Source organism: Gammaproteobacteria bacterium (assembly GCA_021647245.1).
Classification (GTDB): Bacteria; Pseudomonadota; Gammaproteobacteria; order RBG-16-57-12; family RBG-16-57-12; genus JAFLJP01.
The window spans coordinates 31,052-52,774 of the sequence record JAKIVC010000012.1 but is presented as its reverse complement, the minus strand read 5'-3'; the positions used below and the strand labels follow the sequence as shown (position 1 = coordinate 52,774).

The window sequence follows — 21,723 nt, the reverse complement described above, 5'->3', positions numbered from 1 at the left end:
TTTTTTGTAAGCAGATTTACTTTGAAATCTCTTTGGCAGGGTTTCCAGCAACCGTCACGTTGGCACTAATGGGCTTTACCAGCACGCTGCCTGAGCCGACTACCGACCTCTCGCCGATACTGGCCAGTACCATGGCGCCTTCGCCAATCCACGCGCCCTGACCAATCGTCAGTTGCTCATAGCAGACCTCTCTGGATGCACCGCCACCTTGTGACGAGTTCATCGGGTGCTGGTGGCGACCACTGGGAATACTGACCTTGCTGGCAATCAAAACATCATTGTGTATCGCCACTTTTCCCACGATACAGCCTGCGCCAATGTATACCCGGTCACCCACAGAGGCATCACGGTGCGAAAAGAATGAGCCGAAGCTGATGGTGAAGTCGCTACCACACTCTTTGATGGCAAACCGGTAAAAAACACGTCGCAGATAGTCACCGATAATGCCGGGAATAGTGGCCATGCATTGTGCGAAAAGGGTATAAATAGTGTGTGATTGGGGTAGCAACCTTCTCTCCATTATAACCAAAGCCAAAATGGGAATAAGTAACAAAAAACTGATGACTTCAGCGATCCGTTTTAGTATTAACTTCATTATCGAGCCCTTAGCTGTTTGTCGTATTAAATCATGTGATTGGCGGGTTATGCCTATTTTTTACTCGGCCAGATAGTAATCCTGATACTCCCTGGAAATTCCTGCACGATCAATTTTACTATTAGGATTGTGTGGCAGCGGTGTTGTTTTAATAATTATTTTTGGCTGCATGAAGGTGGGTAGGTGTTGTTTACAGTATCTTTCCAACAACCTAGGTTCGCTCTCTTCATGTAGTGTGACAACGGCAAGAACTGCTTCCCCTAGTAGCGGATGCGAGACACCAAAAACAACGCCCTGCTCGACCAGCGTGCTCTCATAGAGTACTTCCTCCACCTCGGTTGGGCTGACACGATACCCTGAGGTTTTTATCATCTCATCTTCACGCCCGATAAAATAGAGATAACCCTCCTCATCGCGATAGACTTTATCTCCTGACCAAACCGCTGTTTCAGGCCGATAGCCCGGTTGATGAGAGGGAATAGGCCTAAAACGTCTGGCTGTCTTCTGCGGGTTGTTCCAATAACCGAGTGCAACTAGAGCGCCCCGGTGCACCAGCTCCCCGGGTTCACCGGCAGCGCAGGGGCTACCATCCTCCCTAAGTACCATCACCTCTGCATTCGGGATCGCTTGGCCGATTGAGCCGGGCTTTTTATCAAGCTGATCGGGTGGCAGATAGGTTGAACGAAAAGCTTCGGTCAGGCCGTACATCAAAACGATGTCGGTTTCGGGTAGCTGCTCGCGCAGTTTTTGCAGGGTGGCCGCCGGCATGGTACCGCCGGAGTTGGTGATGTAGCGCAGGCACTGTTTGATCTCCTGGTGCCACTTTAATTGTGTCAACTGGTTCCACAGTGTTGGAACGGCGGCCAGTCCGGTAATCTGTTCTTGAGTAATGAGGTTGAGCACTTCTCGAGGCAGTAGGTAGTCGAGAAGGTGGGCTCGGGCACCGCTGACAAAAGCGCTGGTTAATTGGCTGAACCCATAGTCAAAGCTGAAGGGTAGTAGCGCCAAAATTTTATCGCTCTGGCGGTTGCCCAGATAGCTGGCGACACTCTCTGCACCCGCAATAATGTTGCGATGGGAGAGTACCACTCCCTTTGGTTTGCCGGTACTTCCCGAGGTATAGAGGATGGCCGCCATATCACTGTCGATATTCTGGTTATGCGGCGTGCTGTGGCTAAGGTTTGTAAAGGCGTTCCAGTCAATTATTGTAAGGTGAGGCGGCGCTGCAAAATTTAATGGGTTTTTATCTACGATAATGAGTGTGTGGAGGTCGTGGCACTGGTCAAGCACTGTTTTGAGTTGTGCGGCTTTTTGACTGGAGGTCACCAGAATTCGGGCATTGCAATCGTTCAGTATATATTTGACCTGCTCTGGTTTAAGCATTGGATTGACCGGCACCATCACCCCATCGGCACAGCTTGCAGCAAAACAGGCGGTCACGGTTTCGATGAGTTTGGGAAGGTAGATTGCGACCCGTTCGGATCTCTCCAACCCCAGCTGTTGATAACCCGCAGCTGCTTTTGTAATGAGAGCTGAAAGGGTGTGGTAATCAACAGACACCTGCTTGTGCTTGACCGCTATATTGGCAGGGTAGCATTCGGCGCTGTGGCTGATGATGTGGTGCATCTGTGTCTTCACGAGCAATCCATTTATGTGATGAATATGTAAGGGGATGAGGGTGTGTGGAGTGGGCTCTTTTATCTCTCTTTCCACTCACCACGCTATCTCTGCATACAGAGTGCCCTCTCGAACGGTGATGCTTTTAAGGCTGCTTTTGGTCATGCGATCACGAAATTGATTTTCATCCAGCCGGTAGAGTACAACCGTTGTCACGGACTGTGCAACCAGTGGTGAGATGATATCTTTCAGCCATTTGCTATGTTGTGACGCAAGCCCTTCTACAGTGATTGTCTGCACTCTGGGTTGAATCAGTAGGAACTCACCACTCTTTTCGTTATATCCCAGCCTTCCATCAACGACGACGGTGCCTTGGCTGATGGTCTGATTGGGGTAAGCTGCCACAACCTGCATCGCCAGAGAGAGGCGTTGCCCTGTGAGGGTGACTTTGGGGTTGCTGAGCTCAATCTGGACAAATAGCGCCTGCTTTTTGATGGGGAACTGTTTTTCCGCCACCTGTTGTATCTGCTGCGGGGTGATCTCTATTTCAAACCCGGCCAGCAGGGGCGTAGTAAACAGCAGAGTAAGTATAAAAGTGATGGTTTTAAACATATTGCCCCGCACACCAGCCTGAAGCCCAGGCCCACTGAAAGTTGTATCCGCCCAGCTCACCGGTAACATCGAGTACCTCACCGATGAAGTAGAGGCCTGGGCTGTTTTTCGCCTCCAGGGTTCTGGAGGAGATGGCACCCGTATCCACCCCGCCCAGTGTCACCTCGGCAGTACGATAGCCCTCAGTACCTGCTGGTTTGACACGCCACTGCTTGAGTTGTTCCGCAATGGCTGAAAACTGCTCAAAGCGGCTGTTGGCCAGGGGTTGTTCAAGTAATTTATGATCGATAAAGGTGTTGATAAGCCGCTTGGGAAGTAGCTGTTGCAGCGCCGTTTTGATCTGTTGTTGTGGGTGTTGTTGCTGCATCTGCTTTAGGTGTGTGAAGAGGTCAACGTCCGGTAAGAGGTCAATCTCTATGGATTCACCAGCACGCCAGTAGTTGGATATTTGCAGGATGACCGGGCCGCTGAGGCCACGGTGAGTAAAGAGTATATTTTCACGAAAGCGGGTCAGGGTGTGTGTCACAACGCTATTGACAGCGATCCCCGACAAACTGGCAAAACGCTGCTTCTCTTCAGGGTGCAATGTGAAGGGCACAAGCCCGGCACGGGTGGGTTTTATGGCAAGGTCAAACTGCTCGGCAATTTGATAACCGAAGGGGCCGGCACCCATGGCGGGGATCGATAATCCACCGCTGGCGATGACCAGGGATTGGCAAAGGAGTGATGCCTGGTCGCTCTCGATACAAAAATATTGTGAGTTACGTGCTACCTTTTCGATGGTGCTGTTCAATCGAATCTCAACCCCAGCCTGGCGGCACTCGCTCAGTAGCATATCCAGAATATCTTTAGCGCTTTCATTGCAAAACAGCTGGCCATGATCTCGCTCATGAAAGGGGATCTCGTAGCGCTGCACCATGGCTAAGAAATCCCACTGGCTGAAGCGTGAAAGGGCAGACTTGCAGAAATGGGGGTTGTCGCTCAGGTAGTTATCCGCAGATACCTCATTGTTAGTAAAGTTACACCGTCCACCGCCGGACATGCGGATTTTATTGCCCGATTTTTTTGATTTCTCCAATAACAGCACCCGCCGGCCACGCTTGCCCGCCTCGATGGCGCACATTAGCCCGGAAGCACCGGCACCGATGATAATGACATCCCACGGCTTCATCATACCTACCAGCGTTGTTGCGGGGAAATATCCGGCAGCTCAATGGGCTCACCACCTCCTTTCACCCAGCCATCCAGTAGCTGTTCTTGGCGCTGCTTTAAAACGGCAGGAGTGGGCGGGTTAGTCAGGCTGAAAAGGGCCTGCTGTGCCTGTATTAGCTGCGCTTGGCTGAGTTTAAGCTGGGCGAATAGAGCGCCGGCGTAATAGTCGGTAGCGGCTGTTTTTTCAGGCTCCGGAGAGAGTCCGGCCAACGGCGTTTTAAAGTTAGTGTGATCTTTAATGTGGTGTCCAACTTGTTGTGCCAGCACGGCGTAGATGATGGTATCACCCTGGGCTGTTTGCAGCTGTTCAAAATAGTGTGGGTTGTAGCTGATGTGGGGTGCGGTAATGGGGCGTTTTTTCCAGTTGACATAGGGGTGCTTTTCCATCCGCAGCAGCTTGCTCCAGGCGGCAATGGTGGGGATTGAGAGGCTGCGGCAGAGAGTGATTTCTTCACCTTGGTAATCAATTAGTTGGGTGGCTTTTTCTAGAGCCTGTTGTGCGTAAATTGAGGCAGGTTCACAGCTTTCGAACGGCTTGATGCTATCAATAATATCGGGTGTTTTTACTTCATTGGCATAGCTGCCAAATGAGGTCAGTAAGAGTGCGCTGGCCAGTGTTAAGAGTATTACTTTCATCTATCGCCTCCCCAAAAAAGAGTTCCCTTTTTACTGTGCGGAAGTTTACCACCTACCCAGGATATTTCATTAATTTGCGCAAAAATAGCTCAATAGTTTGGTTGTACGGGTGGCAAACGTCCTGGCGGAATCTTTCGTGGCTAAAATCGAGAGGCGACTACATTTACCCCGGTAGGTGCCACGTGTAGTAACTCAATGGTGTCGTACTGAGTTAGTTTATTGCTGCGAATGATTAGCTTTACATCCTCCACATAGGCTGCGCCTCGTTGTGAGTAGCTCAGTAATCCATCCGCAAGATCGATTGAGTTGAGTGGTTGTTGTCGGGTTCGCATGGTCGACCTTATTTCACGTAATTTTTTGTAGGCCAAATGGGTATTTAAATTGCGCATGTAGGCGCGAACAGAGGCCTGCAGGCTATCGAAGCTGCGTACAACATGTTGGGCGCCTTGGTTGCGGGCTTCGGGTATTAAACCACTATTTTTTGAGTAGGACCACTGGCCAAAAAGGCTGTTGCCCTGTAGTGCAAAACGGGAGGTTCCCCAGCCGGATTCAATAGCACCTTGTGCCAGCATGAGTGAGGGCGGCAGCTGATCGAGGCGCTGTAGTAATTGCTCTAGCCGATTGGGGCCATCTGCATTATTGGAGAGCCGGTAATGGTTTAACCGCTCTTCGAGCCACTCTACCTGTTCATTGTTAAGTTCACTCTGCTGGGTAACCATTTTTTCCAGTATCGCCCGCTGCTTTTCAATGTGGTGATTCTCCAGTAATACAATGGGCAGCAGGGTGCGTAAAAAAATCGACTTGCGCTCTTCACTGGAGTAAATCTCCGGCATATCTTGTGGCAGTGCTTTTATGAGTAGTGCGGGGACCTCCTTTTTTATCAATGGCCACTCAAGTCCGTGAGATATCAACAGAGTGGTGAGCTCTGTCACATTTTTGGGGGTGTCCGTCTCTATAACTAACGGTAAGTTATCAGCGGGTTGTTGTGGTGCGGCTGGCTGGGTCGAGAAGAGCCCAAAAAGTATTATTGCCAGTGTGAGGTATGAGGCAGCCCCAAGTAGTATGGTTGAATTTTTCATGTTCTATCACAGCTCAATAGTCGTTAAATTAAGACCTCAAACCAGATGGGGAGTGAGATGATGGAAAGTCCGGTGGTCAGTGTGACCACCGAGGCGTAGAGCGGTGTATCCAGTTTAAAACGATCGCAGATGACCAGGCCGAGCACCATGCAGGGCATTGCCGCTTCGAGTACCACGGCGGTGAGCAGTTCACCTTCAAGACCCAGCTGCTGGGAGAGCCACAGCACTAAAATCGGTATTAATAGTAGCTGTATCACTACCACCGGGGCCATAATGGGTAAGCTGGCGAGGGTAAAGCTTTTCCACTGCAACCCCATGCCGAGGGCAATTAACATCAGTGGAATGACGGCCCCTGCCATCATGGAAAGCCAGCCTTCGATAACACCGGGCATGGGCACCGCTGTGGCATTAAGTGCTATTGCAGCGATTGCCGCCCACAGTGGCGGTACTTTGAGTACCGCGCGTAGTGGGTGCTGGTCTTTTTCCCCTTCGCCATAAGCGGCCCCTATTAGCATTCCGACAGTGAGTAACAGCGGAGTGCAGGCAAATAGGTCATATTGAATGGCCACGCTGCGTGACCACTCTCCCAAGGTGGTTTCAAGTACCGGCAGACCAAGGTAGGTTGCGTTGGGAAAGCCGCTGGCAATAATCATCGCTCCGGCAACGGTGCCGGGCACCTTCATCCATCTATAGATAACCCCCCCTAACAGCAGGCCCGCTAAAACACCTGCGGCGGCAACGGTGGCAATTTTAACGACATCTAAGTCGAGTGGTGCACGCCACAGTACCAGCAGCACCAGCGCCGGAAGCAGTAGATTGTAAACCAAACTGGTCAGGCGAATACGCACATCATCGGCGGCTAGCCCCATAGGCTGTTTTATGCGCCAAAAGATGCCGCAGGCAATCAACCCGGCCATTTGGGCTAACACCTCATACATTCATCGCTTCCTTTTTGGCGGTAAAATAGAGAGTGGCTCATCATACTCTAATCTCATGAAAACTCTTCAGTAAAGAATGGCTTCGCCGTTATCAGTTGAGGAGGTGGCTGTTTTTGAATGGTGAAAACAGGCACCGGGTAATGAGGGTAGCAGTGGGTATGGAATGGGCTTGAAAGCACGCTTTAGCAAATGGTTGGCGGGGTGGTTGAATCATGAGTATGAGATTCACGATGTGCCACTGTGTGATTTTGATCGTCTCGCTTTTGAAGCTCGCCCATGTGATGTTTTGCTGGTGGAGGGGCGCAGCCGTGTCAGCCAGGTGATAAAAACCATTACCCAGAGTATCTGGACGCACTCGGCTATCTATGTGGGGCGGCTGCATGATATCGATGATCCCGCGTTGCGGGAGTTGGTTGCGCGCCACTATGAGGGTGACCCCAATACCCAGCTTCTGATTGAGCCTATTCTGGGCAGAGGTACTATCGTCACCCCGCTGGAGGCTTATCGTGGTGAGCACTTGAGGATTTGCCGTCCCAAGGGGTTGTCGCGCCTCGATATACAGGCGGTGATTAAGCATGTGGTACAGCATCTTGGTGTTGAATATGATTTTAGACAGATGCTTGATTTGGCACGGTTTCTCTTTCCCTATGGCATTCTACCTAGGCGTTGGCGCTCGACACTGTTTGAACACAATGCGGGTATTCCCACTAAAACGGTCTGCTCCAGTATGATCGCTTCTGCTTTTAATGATGTGGATTACCCGATTCTTCCCGTTATTCATAAGGAGGAAGATGGCCGTTACCGGCTCTATAAACGAAACACTCGGCTCTACAAGCCGAGCGATTTTGATTGTTCACCCTATTTTGAAATTGTTAAATATCCCTTTATGGGATTTGATAATTTGGCCGTTTACCGCCGGTTACCCTGGGATGATCACGGCCTGGTCTGCAACGCAAAAGGGGACTGTTTTGTGCCCCAGGCAGTAGAAAATATTAAAAAAACAGCAAAATAACGATACTCAATACGGAACCGTGAGAGGCGAACGCCATGAGCACACTTTTAGCGCTATTTCTTTTTATTGCGACCATCTGGGCCGTCAGCTACCACCGGTTGGCACTACAGACGGCAAGTGGTGCGGTGCTCGGGATGTTGCTGTTTATCAGCTGGGTAGGTGCTAGCGCTTGGCTGCTGGTGCCTTTGTGGCTGGCCACGCTTGCCGTGCTGGTAACACTCAATGTGCCATCGTTACGCCAGACGCTGGTGAGTGCCAAGGCATTAACTTTTTTCAAACGGGTTTTGCCAGCACTCAGTAAAACTGAACAGGAGGCGCTGGATGCAGGCACCGTCTGGTGGGATGGTGATCTGTTTAGTGGTAAGCCCGATTGGGAGAAACTGTTAAAAATTAACACCTCCACCCTCAGCGAAGAGGAGCAGGCCTTTCTTGACGGCCCGACCAATCAACTCTGTGCCATGCTGGATGATTGGGCGATTACCCACGAACAGAAAGATCTGCCACCCGAGGTGTGGCAGTTCATTAAAGAGAATGGTTTTTTCGCCATGATCATTCCCAAATCATATGGTGGCTTGGAGTTTTCAGCACTGGCGCACTCAGCAGTGGTGAGTAAAATTGCCAGTCGCTCAATTACGGCGGCAGTGACCGTGATGGTTCCTAACTCCTTGGGGCCAGGTGAGTTGCTGCTCCATTACGGTACGGAGGCACAGCGTGATCATTATTTGCCACGTTTGGCCAGTGGTGAAGAGGTCCCCTGCTTTGCCCTGACTGGGCCGGAGAATGGCAGTGATGCGGGTGCGATGCCCGACAAAGGGGTTGTCTGTCGGGGTGAGTTTGAGGGTGAGGAGGTGCTGGGGATCCGCCTTAACTGGAATAAACGCTATATCACACTTGGCCCAGTGGCGACTCTTTTGGGCTTGGCATTTAAGCTTTACGACCCGGAGCATCTGCTGGGTGATGAGGTGGCGCGAGGAATAACCTGCGCACTGATTCCGACGGAGACTGAGGGGGTCGTTATTGGTCGCCGCCATCTGCCACTGAATATGGTGTTCATGAACGGCCCCAACCAGGGTAATGATGTGTTTATTCCTATGGCGTGGGTTATCGGCGGGCCTGATATGGTTGGGCAGGGGTGGCGCATGTTGATGGAGTGCCTGGCTGCGGGGCGCTCTATTTCACTGCCCGCACTCTCAACGGGTGCGGGTAAGCTGTCGTGCCGCGCTACCGGTGCCTATGCGCGCATTCGCCAGCAGTTTAAAACACCCATCGGGATGTTTGACGGGGTCGAAGAGGCGCTCACCCGCATTGCTGGTAATACCTATATGATGGAGGCGGCACGCACGTTGACGGCTACCGCTGTCGACCTGGGTGAGAAACCGGCCGTTATTTCAGCGATTGCCAAATACAACATGACGGAGCGGATGCGAGAAGTGTTGAATGATGCGATGGATGTTCAGGGTGGTAGTGGCATCTGCATGGGGCCGAAAAATTTGTTGGCGCGCCCATACCAGTCGATTCCCATTGCGATCACGGTAGAGGGGGCGAATATTCTGACCCGCACCATGATCACCTTTGGTCAGGGTGCGATTCGTTGCCACCCCTACGTGATTAAAGAGATTCAGTCGTGCCATAGTGATGACTTGGAAAGTTTTGATGAGGCGCTGTTTGGGCATATTGGCTTTACCGTCAGTAATGCCTCCCGGGCACTTTTTCTGGCACTCACCCGCAGCAAGCTGGCGGCCAGCCCTGTTGTGGGTGCGGATAAACGTTACTATCAGCAGCTGACCCGCATGAGTGCTGCCTTTGCGTTTGTGGCCGATGTGGCGATGCTGGTGCTGGGCGGCTCGTTGAAGCGTCGTGAGAAGTTATCAGGTCGGTTGGCCGATGTGCTCAGTCAACTCTACCTCGCCTCCGCTGTATTAAAGCATTACCACACTCAGGGGCGACAGGGGGCTGATAAATCGCTGATGGAGTGGGCGTGTGAAACGTCGCTCTATCAAATGCAGGAGAGCTTAGATGCATTTTTGCGTAATTTTCCGCATCGGCCTGCGGCCTATCTGATGCGAGCGGTTGTGTTTCCGTTGGGGCGGCGCTATCGCACCCCCAGTGACGTGCTGGGACACCGGGTGGCAGAGTCGATTTTAGCACCTTCTGATGCGCGTGATCGCTTGACCAATGGTATCTATCTTCCGGAAGAAGAGGATCAACAATTGGCGCGATTAGATGACGCTTTAATCAAGGTGATTGCGGCTGAGCCAGTGGAGCGAACGCTTGGCAAGTTGGTGAAAAACGGCGATATCGAGGGAGGCAGTAAAGAGAGACAGGCCGAACAAGCGCTGGAAAAGGCGTTTATTACCCAGGATGAGGCTGATAAGGTGAACGAGGCTGCTGAAGCACGCTGGAAAGTGATTCAAGTGGATGATTTTAATCACGAAGATTTGGCACACTAGGAGCAGGACTCATGTCAAACAACACAACACACCTGGCACGCCCCGTTTATGTGGTGGACGGTACGCGAACACCCTTTCTAAAAGCAAAGGGTAAAACGGGCCCCTTCCACGCGGCTGATCTTGCAGTGCAGGCGGGCAGAGCTCTGCTGTCGCGACTGCCGTTTAAACCCAGCGAGATTGATGAGGTTATTATGGGCTGTGTAATGCCCGGCCCGAATGAGGCCAATATCGCCCGGGTGGTCGCGCTGCGTTTGTCCTGTGGCATCAACACCCCCGCCTGGACCGTGCAGCGCAACTGCGCATCAGGCATGCAGGCGCTGGATAGTGCGGCGGGCAACATTGCCAGTGGTCGTGCTGAATTGATTTTAACGGGTGGGGTAGAGGCGATGAGCCACGCGCCACTGCTGTTAAATGAAACGATGGTTAACTGGATGGCCGACCTGTACGGTGCTAAAAAGCCACTGGACAAGCTCAAAGTACTCTCCAGATTGAGAGCGGGTCACCTTAAACCGATTGTCGGTCTGCTGTGTGGCCTCACCGATCCGATTAATGGCCTGGGTATGGGGCAGACAGCAGAAATCATTGCCCATCGCTTTAACATCACTCGACGGCAGATGGATGAGTATGCAGTCCGCAGTCACCATCGCCTCGCCCATGCACAGACACAGGGGTGGATGGATGAGGTCGTGCCGATCTATGACAATAAAGGTGGTGTTCACCTCAGCGATGATGGTGTTCGCGCCGATAGCAGTGTGGAAAAACTGGCCAAATTAAAGCCGGTGTTTGACCGCCACTTTGGCAAGGTAACCGCCGCCAACAGTGCTCAGATTACCGATGGGGCTGCCATGTTACTGCTCGCCAGTGCGGAGGCAGTGGAGAAGTATCAACTGCCGGTGCTGGGGCAAATTATGGATAGCCACTGGGCCGCATTGGAACCTTCAGAGATGGGGCTGGGCCCTGTCCATGCCATGGCTCCCATCATGCAACGACATCATTTTGCTGTGAAGGATGTGGACTATTGGGAGATCAACGAGGCATTTGCCACTCAGGTACTGGCCTGTGTCGAGGCTTTAAAGGATGAGCGCTACTGTCAGGAGCTGCTGGGGCTGCCAGCGGCCTTGGGTGAAATAGAGGCGACTCGGCTAAATGTGGATGGTGGTGGCGTGAGCCTGGGGCATCCGGTGGGTGCCAGCGGTGCACGTATCGTGTTGCATCTATTGCATGTGTTGAAAAGGAATAATGCCAAGCGTGGTATTGCCAGTCTCTGTATTGGTGGTGGGCAAGGTGGTGCGATGTTGCTTGAACGGGAGGTGGAGTGATCATGGGCGAAAAAAAGGTCTACCAGCATTGGCGTAAAGAGCAGGGGCGTGATGATATTGCCTGGCTCTATCTTGATCGGGCGGAGAGTAAAGCAAACATACTCTGTCGAGCAGTCATTGAAGAGTTGGATGAGCTACTCGAAGAGGTTGAATATGATAAACCTGCCGGTGTGGTGATCACCTCAGCTAAAAGCAGTGGCTTTATTGCGGGCGCTGATATTAGTGAGTTTACCACCTTAAAAGATCAGGATGATGGCTTCGCCTTGGTGCGTCGTGCTCAAGGGGTATTTGATCGTCTGGAAGCACTGCACTGCCCAACGGTGGCGCTGATCCAGGGTTTTTGCCTGGGTGGCGGCATGGAGTTGGCGCTGGCTTGCCGCTACCGCATTGCGATTGATGACCCTAAAACTAAGCTGGGTCTGCCTGAGGTTAAGCTGGGTATTCATCCGGGGTTTGGTGGCACGGTACGTCTGCCGCCACTTATTGGCGCACCGGCGGCAATGGATCTGATGCTCACTGGGCGCTCCTTGAGCGCAAAGGCCGCCGCCAAGGTGGGGGTGGTTGATCATGCCGTGCCCGAACGGCACAAGCTCAGTGCCGCGACTCAACTGCTGCAACAGAAACCACCACCTAGAAAAGCCAAGGGGTGGCAGGCGTGGGTGAGTGGCGCGCTGCTGCGCCCACTGCTGGCCAGTATGATGCGTAAAAAATTAGCAAAAAAGGCGCGTCAGGAGCACTATCCTGCCCCCTATGCCATCATCGAGCTGTGGGAAAAGTACGCCTCTGATCCCCAAGTGATGATGAAGGAGGAGGCGGTTTCGGTTGCTCGTTTGGTGATGGGTGACACGGCACAGAATCTGATCCGGGTTTTTTTCCTGCAAGAGCGCATGAAAGGGCTGGGCAGTAACAGTGACTTTAAAGCACAGCGGGTGCACGTGATTGGCGGCGGCGTGATGGGCGGCGATATTGCGGCCTGGTGTGCTATGCAGGGGCTTCAGGTGACACTGCAAGATCGTAGTCATGAGGTGATTGGCCGTGCCATAGGGCGAGCATACAAATTATACAAAAAGAAGCTGAAGCATCCGCTTAAAATTCGTGATGCAATGGATCGTCTGCGTCCCGATATTGAGGGGCGCGGCGTTGCTGATGCGGATGTGATTATCGAAGCCATTTTTGAGAATGTAGAGGCGAAACAACAGCTTTTCAAAGAGGTTGAAGCAAAGGCCAAGCCGGATGCGTTGCTGGCAACCAATACTTCCAGCATTCCGTTGGAGACCATTAGCAGTGTACTGACAGACCCTTCCCGTTTAATCGGGCTGCACTTTTTTAACCCGGTGGCACAGATGCAGCTGGTGGAGGTTGTGCGCGGTGCGCAGTCCAATGAAGCACTGATCGATGCAGGTTGTGCCTTTACCAAGCAGATTGGCCGCCTGCCGCTGCCGGTTAAAAGCTCACCTGGGTTTTTGGTTAACCGGATATTGATGCCCTACCTGATTGAAGCGGTCATACTGGAGTCTGAAGGGGTACCCGCGGTATTGATAGATCAGGCAGCAACCAAATTTGGTATGCCCATGGGGCCGATTGAGCTGGCAGACACGGTGGGGCTTGATATTTGCCTGCATGTGGCAGAAATACTCTCTCAAGAGCTGGGGGGCGAGGTGCCTGAAAAACTTCGCACCATGGTGGCCGCCGGACAACTGGGGCGCAAGAGTGGCGAAGGCTTTTATAAATACAAGAAGGGTAAGCCGGTGAAGCCCAGTGACACCGGTACCCCGCCGCCAGACGATTTGACTGACCGCATGATTTTGCGCTTTGTAAATGAGGCGATGGCCTGCTTGCGTGAAGGGGTGGTTGAAGATGAAGATCTACTGGATGCCGGTATTATTTTTGGTACGGGTTTTGCGCCATTTAGGGGTGGGCCGATGAACTACACCGTCAAGTCTGGCCGTGATCAGTTAAAACAACGTTTAGACCATCTACAGCAAGGGCATGGCGACCGTTTCACACCGGATGCCCGCTGGTAAAGGAGTTATCATGAGCGACACGACAATTAAACGCGATGAAGTAACCACCCTTGATGGCTTGTTTCGTGAGCGGGTGGCGCGAACCCCCGATCTGCCTGCCTATCGAGAGTACGACCAAGAGTCAGATCAGTGGCGGGGTAGTAGCTGGGCTGATATGGGGCGCGAAGTAGCCCGCTGGCAAGCCGCGCTGGGCAAAGAGTCGTTGCAGCGGGGAGATCGTATAGCCGTGATGCTGAATAACAGTCGAGCCTGGGTCTGTTGTGAGCAGGCGGTGATGGGTTTAGGGCTGGTGATTGTGCCCTTTTATACCAATGATCGCCCCGATAATATCGCATTTATCTTACAGGATGCCGGGATCAAAATTCTGGTTTGCGGCGGCGATGAACATTGGCAGCAGTTACAACCGATTCATGCCCAGTTAGATGGTTTGCTGCGCATCGTGACGGTGATGCCTTGCCGTAACACGGCCTCTTTTTCCCGCTTGATCTCACTGGATGAGTGGCTGCCGGATGATGCTGAGGCGATGCGGGCCGAAGGGGCTGAACCCGATGAGCTCTGCACGATTGTCTATACATCAGGAACAACGGGTCGCCCTAAGGGGGTGATGCTGAGCCATAAAAACCTGCTGCTCAACTCCTTTGGTGGCGAAGCGGCCGCCGACCTTGATCATAGTGATCTGTTTCTCTCCTTTTTGCCGCTGTCGCACATGTTTGAGCGCATGGCGGGTTACTACATTCCGATGATTGTGGGCGCAGAGGTCGCTTATGCCCGTTCGGTTTTGCTGCTGGCCGAAGACTTGCAAACCATCCATCCCACCATTTTAGTTTCAGTGCCGCGTATCTATGAGCGAGTCTATGCCAAAATTAGCGCCCAATTGGCAGAGAAATCCTCACTTGCCGGTAAGCTCTTTGCCGCAGCAGTGAATGTGGGCTGGCGACGCTTTCTCTTTGCCCAAGGGCGAGGTGGCTGGTGCCCGACATTCCTTGCCTGGCCACTATTGAATAAGCTGGTTGCGAGTAAAATTATGGCCAAACTGGGCGGGCGGCTCCGCCTGGCAATTTGTGGTGGCGCACCCCTCTCTCCCGATGTGGCAAAAACATTTATCGGCCTGGGTCTCGACTTGCGGCAGGGTTACGGGTTAACCGAAACCAGCCCGGTGATCAGTGTTTGTCGTGGTGAGAAGAACATCCCTTCGAGTGTGGGTGAGCCACTGGAGGGTGTCGAGGTGATGATTGGTGAGAAAGATGAGCTACTGACTCGCAGTGACTGCGTGATGTTAGGCTACTGGAATAACCCGCAGGCGACCCGTGACATGATTGATGAGCAGGGGTGGCTGCATACTGGAGATAAGGCGCGTATTGATGACGGGGTGGTGACCATAACCGGTCGTTTGAAAGAGATTATCGTGCTCTCTAACGGTGAGAAGGTACCACCGGCTGATATGGAGATGGCGATTGCCATGGACCCACTGTTCGAGCAATGTATGGTGATCGGCGAGGGCAAGCCTTACCTCAGTCTGCTGGCGGTCTTGAATCCCGAGCAGTTTGAAAAATTGGCGTTAGCACTGGATGATGGCAAGCTGGAAACAGAGGTGCTGGCTCGAGTAACCGCTCAGATACAGGCCTTTCCTGGTTATGCGCAAATTCGCCGGGCGCATTGTGAGCTCGTCCCCTGGAGTATTGAACAGGGTTTGATCACGCCGACCCTGAAACTAAAGCGTAAGCGAATTATGGCGCACTACGCAGATCAAGTGGAGGTGCTCTACCAGGGGCATTAAAATTGATTGGGTTTATACACTTTTTCGCGGCCCGCTGGGTTGCCAGGCAGGGGCAATAACATCGGGCATCTTTGAGCGCGACAAGAGCCTTGCTGGTGCCAGAGTGAAGTCACCATAACGCTGATTAATAGAATCCATTACTTGGTTGAGCGCATAGCGGCGAGGGTCGCGCTCTGTAAACAGCTCCATTTGCAGATGTGCGGGCTGCGGGTTTAGCGCGGTGACCTGTACCTGATAAATGCCCTGTCCATGCCACTGCCGCTGAAACACCTGGTGGCACAGCGCCTGCAATGAGCGACCATCACTGCCCGGTTGAGCCAGACGACACCTTTCGCCTAGCCAGCCCTGGTTGGATTTAATGCCGATCCAGAAGTGAATGGCCTCCATATGGTGTTGTCGCAAGCGTGCCGCTACTTTTTCACTCATATGCATCAGATAGGTCAGTATCAGCTGGCCGCTGCGTGAATCAGGTGGAATCACTTTTCCGTGCCCCATGCTTTTGGGTGCTGCGATATTGCTTTGTACCGGTGAGGGGTCCTTGCCCTGACACATAGACCAGATCCGCCGCCCCACATTGCCATAGCGCTCCGCCAGAACACTGATTGGCAGGCGCTGCATGTCACCACAATAGTGCACGCCGTGGCGCGCCAGGAATGCCCCGATGCCCTTGCCAATGCCACAAAGCTCTGTGACGGGCACATTGGCCAATCGTTGTGCTGTTAGTGAAGGGGGGATAAGGGTGAGCCCATTGGGTTTTTGCTGTTTTGCGGCATACTTGGCGGTGGTTTTATCACCACTGACACCCACCGAGCAGAGTAATCCGGAGGCTTTAAAAACGGCGAGTTTAACCATGCGTGCAATGCGACCGGGTGGGCCGTGTAGTGCTTGAACATGCGTGACATCCAGAAATGCCTCATCCACAGAGAATATTTCAATGTCGGGGGTGATCTCCTGTAACCCCGCCATAATGGCAGTGGAGACCGCTGTGTAGCGCCTTGGTCGTGAGGCCACTTGAATCAAATGGGGGCAGAGCTTGCGTGCTTCGCGCAAACGCATGCCGGTTTTGATGCCAAATGAGCGTGCTTCATATGAGCTGGTAATAATGCAGGTGCCCAGCTGGCCATTCGTGATGGCGATAGGTCTACCATGCCACTCGGGGTGGTCGAGTTGCTCGATGGCGGCAAAAAAAGCGTTCATATCCATCAGGATAATGGCTCTGTCCCACAGTGAGTGCTCCACCTTCTATCTCGGGTAGTGGCGTATTTGGCCTATTAAAACACCCTGAATCTGCACTCTCTCCGCTGAATAGCAGGTCGGCTGCAGGGTGCTGTTTTCAGGCGTGAGGGTGACCTCTTCTTTGTTGCGTGCACCCAGTCGTTTGAGTGTCACCTCTTCATTGTCAATCAGTGCCACAATAATCTCTCCTTGCGCTGCTTGCGCGGTGCTGAGGATAACCACCCAATCATCATTTAAAATACCCGCATCCATCATCGAATCTCCTTGCACCTTTAGCGCATATCGCCCCTCTCCCTCAAAGAGGGTCATCAGGTTGAGCTGGTGGTTGTCAGGGATCGCTTCAATCGGTTTGCCTGCGGCAATACGCCCCAAGAGTGGCAGAGTGTGCAGATCTCCAGTGCTGCTTTGGGTAAGAGAAATGCTTCGCCACCCTTTGTGTGGGTCACGGGTTAGCAGTCCCTGGTCAATAAGGGAGTTGACGTAGCGGTGAACGGTGCCTTTGGAGTGGATGCCGACGCGCTTCCCAAGGGCTTGCAGGGTGGGGGCTTGGCCGTGCTGGGCGATGTAATGGCGCAGCGCTTGAACTATTTTTTGTTCGAGTGGTGTGGGCATAGACTTTCCCTTGATCGTTTTTTGAAGGATAGAGAACATTAAGAGAACTTTCAAGTGCTGTTTTTTTCTGGCGCTAATGTATCTGGGTGAGTGGCGCACAAAGTACATTTGAAGAGGTGATGGGTTATGGATAAGCATGTGATGGATTCAATGTGCGATGATCGCCCTTGCTTGTGGTTAAAAAGAGGGGTAGTGCGATGATCTCCAATGGTTTTAAGCAGCAGACCACTTTGGTGCTGGATATTTTCTCTTCGCTGTTTGTTTTTGCTGTTGGCCTGGGTCTGTTGGCGGTGGTGGTTATCTATATTATTGATGTCACACAAAAGACCCATGCTATACGTCGGAACTACCCGGTTATTGGTCGTTTCCGCTATTTTTTTGAGCACTTGGGGGAGTTTTTTCGCCAATATTTTTTTGCGATGGATCGGGAGGAGATGCCTTTTAATCGTGCACAGCGCTCATGGGTGTATCGCGCCGCAAAAAATATAGACAATACGGTCGCCTTTGGCTCAACCCGTGATCTGCGCCCCCCAGGGACCATTTTGTTTGCCAACTGCCCCTTTCCGGGTCTGGATAGGGATAGCGTGGCAACCCCGGCGTTAACGATTGGCCCGGATTGTCTGTATCCATACACAGCGAAGTCGCTGTTTAACATTTCAGGTATGAGCTACGGGGCGATCTCGAAGCCGGCGGTGCAGGCGCTCTCATACGGTGCATTAAAGGTTAACTGTTGGCTTAATACGGGGGAGGGTGCAATCTCTCCGTACCATCTGGAGAGTGGTTGTGATCTGGTATTTCAGATTGGCACAGCCAAATACGGTGTGCGTGATGGCGAAGGTAATCTGAGTGATAAAAAATTACGAGAGATTTCAGCCATTGAGCAGGTGCGGATGTTTGAAATAAAGTTAAGCCAGGGGGCCAAGCCGGGTAAAGGGGGTATTCTCCCTGCCGCTAAAATCACTCCAGAGATTGCGGCTATTCGGGGAATTCCCCAGGATCAGGATTCGCTCAGTCCCAATCGTCACGAAGATATCAACAGTGATGGGGAGTTGCTGGATATGATTGACCGGGTGCGCCGTGTTACGGGCAAGCCGGTAGGTTTTAAAATGGTGCTGGGGCATGTGAAGTGGTTGGATCGGTTTTTTGAAGAGATTGTAGTGCGAGGCCCAGCATCTGCACCTGATTTTATCACCCTTGATAGTGCCGATGGCGGTACTGGGGCGGCCCCCATGTCGCTGATCGACTACATGGGGTTATCCATAAAAGAGAGCCTGCCAGCGCTGGTGGATAAGCTGAATGAGTATGGGCTGAGAGGTCGGGTGAAAGTGATTGTTTCCGGTAAGCTGGTTACCCCCGCTGACCTTGCTTGGGCGCTCTGTATGGGTGCAGACTTTATGACCTCTGCACGAGGTTTTATGTTCTCCATGGGGTGCGTACAGGCGTTGCAGTGCAATAAAAATACCTGCCCAACCGGTATTGCAACACACAACCCTAAATTGCAACGTGGTTTGGTATCGGAGTTGAAATCAGAGCGGGTGAAATATTATGTGGAAAATATGTTGCACGAAGTGGGGATGATTGCGCACTCCTGTGGTGTAAAAGAGCCGCGTCAGTTGCGACGCACCCATGCACGCATGGTGATGGAGGATAGTCGCTCGGTTGCACTGGATGCCCTCTATCCTGAGGTGGTTAAACGGGATGAAAAAAAATAATTCTGTTATGCTTGGCCGGTTTTTAGGCTTATTATCCGGGTTAGTGGGATGAGGCTCTCTTCGGTGGGATTACACACAAAAAAACTAATGAATGCCAGCATGGTTTTGGCAGGGACTTTAAAGGAACTAGAATGCGAGTTTTGGTAACAGGTGGTGCGGGGTTTATCGGCTCAAATCTTGTTGATGAGCTGTTGGAGCAGGGGGTGTTTGTGCGTGTTCTCGATAATTTCTCCACGGGAAAGCATGAAAACCTGCCAGCAAAGAGTTCGCACTTAGAGGTGGTTGATGGCGATGTGGCCAATGCAGCATTAGTTGATCAGTGTGCACAAGGTGTTGACGCTATTGTTCATCTGGCCGCCGTTGCTTCGGTGCAAGCTTCTGTTGATGAGCCGGTGGAGACCCATAAAACCAACTTTGATGGCACTCTTAACGTATTGGAGGCGGCACGCCAGAATCAGGTTGAACGGATAATCTACGCATCGTCAGCAGCCATCTATGGTGATACAGAAGTCTTGCCGGTTGTTGAATCCACCGTAAAAAAACCGATGACCCCTTACGCGGCTGACAAGTTGGCCGGTGAATATTATCTTGATTTCTATCATCGCCAGTTTGGCCTGAAATATTGTGCTTTTCGCTTCTTCAATATTTATGGCCCACGCCAGGACCCCAACTCACCCTACTCAGGGGTTATCAGTATCTTCACCAGCCGTATCTCTCAAAACAAGCCCATAACGATCTATGGTGATGGTGAGCAGACGCGGGATTTTGTTTTTGTCAAAGATCTGGTCAAAATATTAACCGCAGCAATTAATAAACCTGACTTGTCAGCACATGTGGTTAATGTCGGTGCGGGTAAGCCAACCTCATTAAATGAAATGATCCGAGCGATTGAGGCGGCCGCCGGTAAATCAGTAGAAAAAAGTTTTTCTAAAGCAAGGGCTGGAGATATTCGACACTCGCTGGCCTTGCCTGAAGTGCTAGAGAACCTGCTGGGTATTGTGCCTGATACTCCTCTGCAGGTGGGGATAAGGTCATTAGTGGGTAGTGCAGAGGCCTCTAGGAGGCTGTCGGACTTAGGGTGAATCTACTGCGGAAAAGCCATTCAGGCCCATTTCTCCGATCATTTTCGTTGAATATGCTCAATATTCGTCTCAAACGATCAAAAAAATGGACTCAAAATGGCTTTCCCTCGCTACGATCACCTAAGCCCGACAGCCTCCTGGCAGTAAGTAAGTGGTTATATTTTATTTTTTATCAAGATAATCCGCTACCCCTGATTTCTGGGTAGAGGTGCGAGATGATGTGTAAGCGTTTGGTTTCACGGTGAAATAAAATAGGAGTCGCACTCGTAGGTTCGGCGACTATTTTTTGCTTTGCTGTGGGGTCAAGAGATTGCGTAGCATGCGTACTTTTACCCGGGGGTTAGACGTTATATGTAATTTTAAGTAAAAAGGACAAGTATTCCGGATGGTTAGAATATTTAAACACTATGTTCCGACTTCTCTATTGCTGCTGGGCGTGGTTGAGTTGTTACTGCTGGTGGCATCACTCTATTTGGCAGATGCCTTCCTTAGCTTTCTGGTGCGGGACGTGGCGAGTGCTGCGATTCATACGTTGCACCCAACATTCTCAAATGCCAGTCTATTTTTGCTGGTGATCTTTAGTTCATTGATGGCTATGGGGCTGTACCGGCGTCGATTGAGCGGCAAGGTGGGTGATCTGCTTTTGCGTATTATCCTCGCTATGCTGATTGGCGGTGCATTGGTGCACGGTATCTTTTCACTTATGCCGAGTATTGAGCTGGGTGGTGATGTGGTGTGGACTGCGATCTTAATTTCGTTCATCGGCGTGCTCTGTTTTAGGCTGATTTTTTTCGTGGTTGCAGACCAAAAATATTTGAATAGGCGTGTTTTAGTGCTGGGCACCGGTCGGGATGCGGTCGAGGTGGCAAAATTACGCCGCAAGTCTGATTGTCGTGGCTGTACGATTGTGGGTTTTGTCAATGTCACGAATGAGGAGGAGCTGGTTAAGCCGGAAAAAATCTTGAAAGCTGAAGGTTCAATAACCGAGCTGGTAGAGACTCATTTTATCGATGAGCTGGTTGTGGCAATACAGGATCGGCGTAAATCACTACCGGTTGATGAGCTGCTGGCGTGTAAAATGTATGGTACTCAGATTACCGACCTCTCGACATTTTTTGAGCGTCAACTGGGGCTGCTACGCCTTGATATTATCACCCCCAGTTGGATGATCTATTCAGATGGATTTAAATCCGGGCTGTTCAATGGGATGGTTAAGCGCGGTATGGATCTGGGCGTTAGCTTGGCGATGCTGCTCGTAGTTTGGCCGGTGATGCTGTTAACGGCTATCGCCATACAGGTCGAGTCAAAAGGGCGCGGTACCATTTTCTATAAGCAGGTGCGCGTGGGTGAAAAGGGTGCGCCGTTTGAGGTGATAAAGTTTCGCAGCATGCGTATGGATGCCGAGAAAAATGGTGCTCAGTGGGCGACCCAGGGTGATGACCGGATAACAGCCGTGGGCCGATTTATTCGTAAAATGCGTATTGATGAGCTTCCCCAATTACTCAATGTACTGCGGGGTGATATGAGCTTTGTGGGTCCGCGTCCGGAGCGCCCGGAGTTTGTGGATAAGTTGGCAGAAAATATCCCCTATTTTCACGATCGTCACATGGTGAAACCCGGTATCACCGGATGGGCACAAATTGGTTACCCCTACGGCGCCTCTGAAGATGACTCCAGGAAAAAATTACAATATGACCTCTATTATGTGAAAAACTACAGCCTGTTTCTGGATTTGTCGATAATTTTTCAAACCGCTGAGGTCATCTTATGGGGACGGGGGGCGCGTTAATGGGCTTTGTTGACGACGACC

General features: G+C 51.8%; 17 protein-coding genes. 8 read left to right on the top strand and 9 right to left on the bottom strand.

Annotation, left to right across the window (positions count from 1 at the left end):
- Positions 1-16: 16 nt before the first annotated feature.
- From L3J94_04990 to L3J94_04960, 7 genes are all read right to left on the bottom strand, one after another.
- Positions 17-595, bottom strand: a complete 579-nt coding sequence (locus tag L3J94_04990) for a hypothetical protein (protein ID MCF6218110.1) — start codon at positions 593-595, stop codon at positions 17-19.
- A gap of 60 nt (positions 596-655) precedes the next feature.
- Positions 656-2,221, bottom strand: coding sequence for an acyl-CoA ligase (AMP-forming), exosortase A system-associated (locus L3J94_04985; protein MCF6218109.1), 1,566 nt, complete (start codon positions 2,219-2,221; stop codon positions 656-658).
- 87 nt (positions 2,222-2,308) lie between these two features.
- Positions 2,309-2,824 (bottom strand): DUF1439 domain-containing protein, encoded by a 516-nt coding sequence (locus L3J94_04980; protein ID MCF6218108.1) that lies wholly within the window; start codon positions 2,822-2,824, stop codon positions 2,309-2,311.
- Positions 2,817-3,995: an NAD(P)/FAD-dependent oxidoreductase gene (locus L3J94_04975; protein MCF6218107.1), complete on the bottom strand. Its 1,179-nt coding sequence runs from the start codon at positions 3,993-3,995 to the stop codon at positions 2,817-2,819. Before L3J94_04975 ends, L3J94_04980 begins: the two co-directional genes overlap by 8 nt.
- A gap of 5 nt (positions 3,996-4,000) precedes the next feature.
- Complete coding sequence (locus L3J94_04970) at positions 4,001-4,672, bottom strand: hypothetical protein (GenBank protein MCF6218106.1); 672 nt, start codon at positions 4,670-4,672, stop codon at positions 4,001-4,003.
- A gap of 140 nt (positions 4,673-4,812) precedes the next feature.
- Entirely contained in the window at positions 4,813-5,751 is a 939-nt protein-coding gene (locus L3J94_04965; GenBank protein MCF6218105.1) for a glucosaminidase domain-containing protein, read from the bottom strand.
- A 23-nt stretch (positions 5,752-5,774) separates the two neighbouring features.
- Complete coding sequence (locus tag L3J94_04960; GenBank protein ID MCF6218104.1) at positions 5,775-6,689, bottom strand: AEC family transporter; 915 nt, start codon at positions 6,687-6,689, stop codon at positions 5,775-5,777.
- A 163-nt stretch (positions 6,690-6,852) separates the two neighbouring features.
- On the opposite strand from L3J94_04960, the gene L3J94_04955 reads away from it, so the two are divergent.
- From L3J94_04955 to L3J94_04935, 5 genes are read left to right on the top strand one after another with little or no spacing between them, the layout of a single operon-like run.
- Positions 6,853-7,701, top strand: a complete 849-nt coding sequence (locus L3J94_04955; protein ID MCF6218103.1) for a hypothetical protein — start codon at positions 6,853-6,855, stop codon at positions 7,699-7,701.
- A 35-nt stretch (positions 7,702-7,736) separates the two neighbouring features.
- Positions 7,737-10,151 (top strand): acyl-CoA dehydrogenase, encoded by a 2,415-nt coding sequence (locus L3J94_04950; protein MCF6218102.1) that lies wholly within the window; start codon positions 7,737-7,739, stop codon positions 10,149-10,151.
- A gap of 11 nt (positions 10,152-10,162) precedes the next feature.
- Positions 10,163-11,470 carry an acetyl-CoA C-acetyltransferase gene (locus L3J94_04945; protein MCF6218101.1) on the top strand — a complete coding sequence of 436 codons (1,308 nt, stop codon included), beginning with the start codon at positions 10,163-10,165 and terminating at the stop codon, positions 11,468-11,470.
- Between the two features lie 2 nt (positions 11,471-11,472).
- Positions 11,473-13,494, top strand: coding sequence for a 3-hydroxyacyl-CoA dehydrogenase NAD-binding domain-containing protein (locus tag L3J94_04940; GenBank protein MCF6218100.1), 2,022 nt, complete (start codon positions 11,473-11,475; stop codon positions 13,492-13,494).
- A 10-nt stretch (positions 13,495-13,504) separates the two neighbouring features.
- Positions 13,505-15,271 (top strand): long-chain fatty acid--CoA ligase, encoded by a 1,767-nt coding sequence (locus L3J94_04935; GenBank protein ID MCF6218099.1) that lies wholly within the window; start codon positions 13,505-13,507, stop codon positions 15,269-15,271.
- A gap of 12 nt (positions 15,272-15,283) precedes the next feature.
- Here the strand turns inward: L3J94_04935 and L3J94_04930 are convergent, their stop codons facing one another.
- Together L3J94_04930 and lexA are read right to left on the bottom strand one after the other, a co-directional pair.
- Positions 15,284-16,474 (bottom strand): DNA polymerase IV, encoded by a 1,191-nt coding sequence (locus L3J94_04930; protein MCF6218098.1) that lies wholly within the window; start codon positions 16,472-16,474, stop codon positions 15,284-15,286.
- A gap of 39 nt (positions 16,475-16,513) precedes the next feature.
- Positions 16,514-17,119 (bottom strand): transcriptional repressor LexA, encoded by a 606-nt coding sequence (gene lexA, locus L3J94_04925; GenBank protein ID MCF6218097.1) that lies wholly within the window; start codon positions 17,117-17,119, stop codon positions 16,514-16,516.
- A 197-nt stretch (positions 17,120-17,316) separates the two neighbouring features.
- Between lexA and L3J94_04920 the strand changes: the two genes are divergently transcribed.
- The 3 genes from L3J94_04920 to L3J94_04910 all read left to right on the top strand — a co-directional run bounded on the left by L3J94_04920 (position 17,317) and on the right by L3J94_04910 (position 21,702).
- The gene (locus L3J94_04920; GenBank protein ID MCF6218096.1) at positions 17,317-18,831 is read left to right on the top strand and encodes an FMN-binding glutamate synthase family protein; all 1,515 of its coding nucleotides are present in this window, start codon (positions 17,317-17,319) and stop codon (positions 18,829-18,831) included.
- Between the two features lie 131 nt (positions 18,832-18,962).
- Positions 18,963-19,913, top strand: a complete 951-nt coding sequence (locus L3J94_04915) for an NAD-dependent epimerase/dehydratase family protein (GenBank protein ID MCF6218095.1) — start codon at positions 18,963-18,965, stop codon at positions 19,911-19,913.
- Between the two features lie 385 nt (positions 19,914-20,298).
- Positions 20,299-21,702 carry a TIGR03013 family PEP-CTERM/XrtA system glycosyltransferase gene (locus L3J94_04910; GenBank protein ID MCF6218094.1) on the top strand — a complete coding sequence of 468 codons (1,404 nt, stop codon included), beginning with the start codon at positions 20,299-20,301 and terminating at the stop codon, positions 21,700-21,702.
- Positions 21,703-21,723 lie beyond the last annotated feature (21 nt).

Coding starts and splice junctions, on each gene's coding strand:
- L3J94_04990 (MCF6218110.1), bottom strand. CDS start 595: ATGAAGTTAATACTAAAACGGATCGCTGAAGTCATCAGTTTTTTGTTA.
- L3J94_04985 (MCF6218109.1), bottom strand. CDS start 2,221: ATGCACCACATCATCAGCCACAGCGCCGAATGCTACCCTGCCAATATA.
- L3J94_04980 (MCF6218108.1), bottom strand. CDS start 2,824: ATGTTTAAAACCATCACTTTTATACTTACTCTGCTGTTTACTACGCCC.
- L3J94_04975 (MCF6218107.1), bottom strand. CDS start 3,995: ATGAAGCCGTGGGATGTCATTATCATCGGTGCCGGTGCTTCCGGGCTA.
- L3J94_04970 (MCF6218106.1), bottom strand. CDS start 4,672: ATGAAAGTAATACTCTTAACACTGGCCAGCGCACTCTTACTGACCTCA.
- L3J94_04965 (MCF6218105.1), bottom strand. CDS start 5,751: ATGAAAAATTCAACCATACTACTTGGGGCTGCCTCATACCTCACACTG.
- L3J94_04960 (MCF6218104.1), bottom strand. CDS start 6,689: ATGTATGAGGTGTTAGCCCAAATGGCCGGGTTGATTGCCTGCGGCATC.
- L3J94_04955 (MCF6218103.1), top strand. CDS start 6,853: ATGGGCTTGAAAGCACGCTTTAGCAAATGGTTGGCGGGGTGGTTGAAT.
- L3J94_04950 (MCF6218102.1), top strand. CDS start 7,737: ATGAGCACACTTTTAGCGCTATTTCTTTTTATTGCGACCATCTGGGCC.
- L3J94_04945 (MCF6218101.1), top strand. CDS start 10,163: ATGTCAAACAACACAACACACCTGGCACGCCCCGTTTATGTGGTGGAC.
- L3J94_04940 (MCF6218100.1), top strand. CDS start 11,473: ATGGGCGAAAAAAAGGTCTACCAGCATTGGCGTAAAGAGCAGGGGCGT.
- L3J94_04935 (MCF6218099.1), top strand. CDS start 13,505: ATGAGCGACACGACAATTAAACGCGATGAAGTAACCACCCTTGATGGC.
- L3J94_04930 (MCF6218098.1), bottom strand. CDS start 16,474: ATGGATATGAACGCTTTTTTTGCCGCCATCGAGCAACTCGACCACCCC.
- lexA (MCF6218097.1), bottom strand. CDS start 17,119: ATGCCCACACCACTCGAACAAAAAATAGTTCAAGCGCTGCGCCATTAC.
- L3J94_04920 (MCF6218096.1), top strand. CDS start 17,317: ATGATCTCCAATGGTTTTAAGCAGCAGACCACTTTGGTGCTGGATATT.
- L3J94_04915 (MCF6218095.1), top strand. CDS start 18,963: ATGCGAGTTTTGGTAACAGGTGGTGCGGGGTTTATCGGCTCAAATCTT.
- L3J94_04910 (MCF6218094.1), top strand. CDS start 20,299: ATGGTTAGAATATTTAAACACTATGTTCCGACTTCTCTATTGCTGCTG.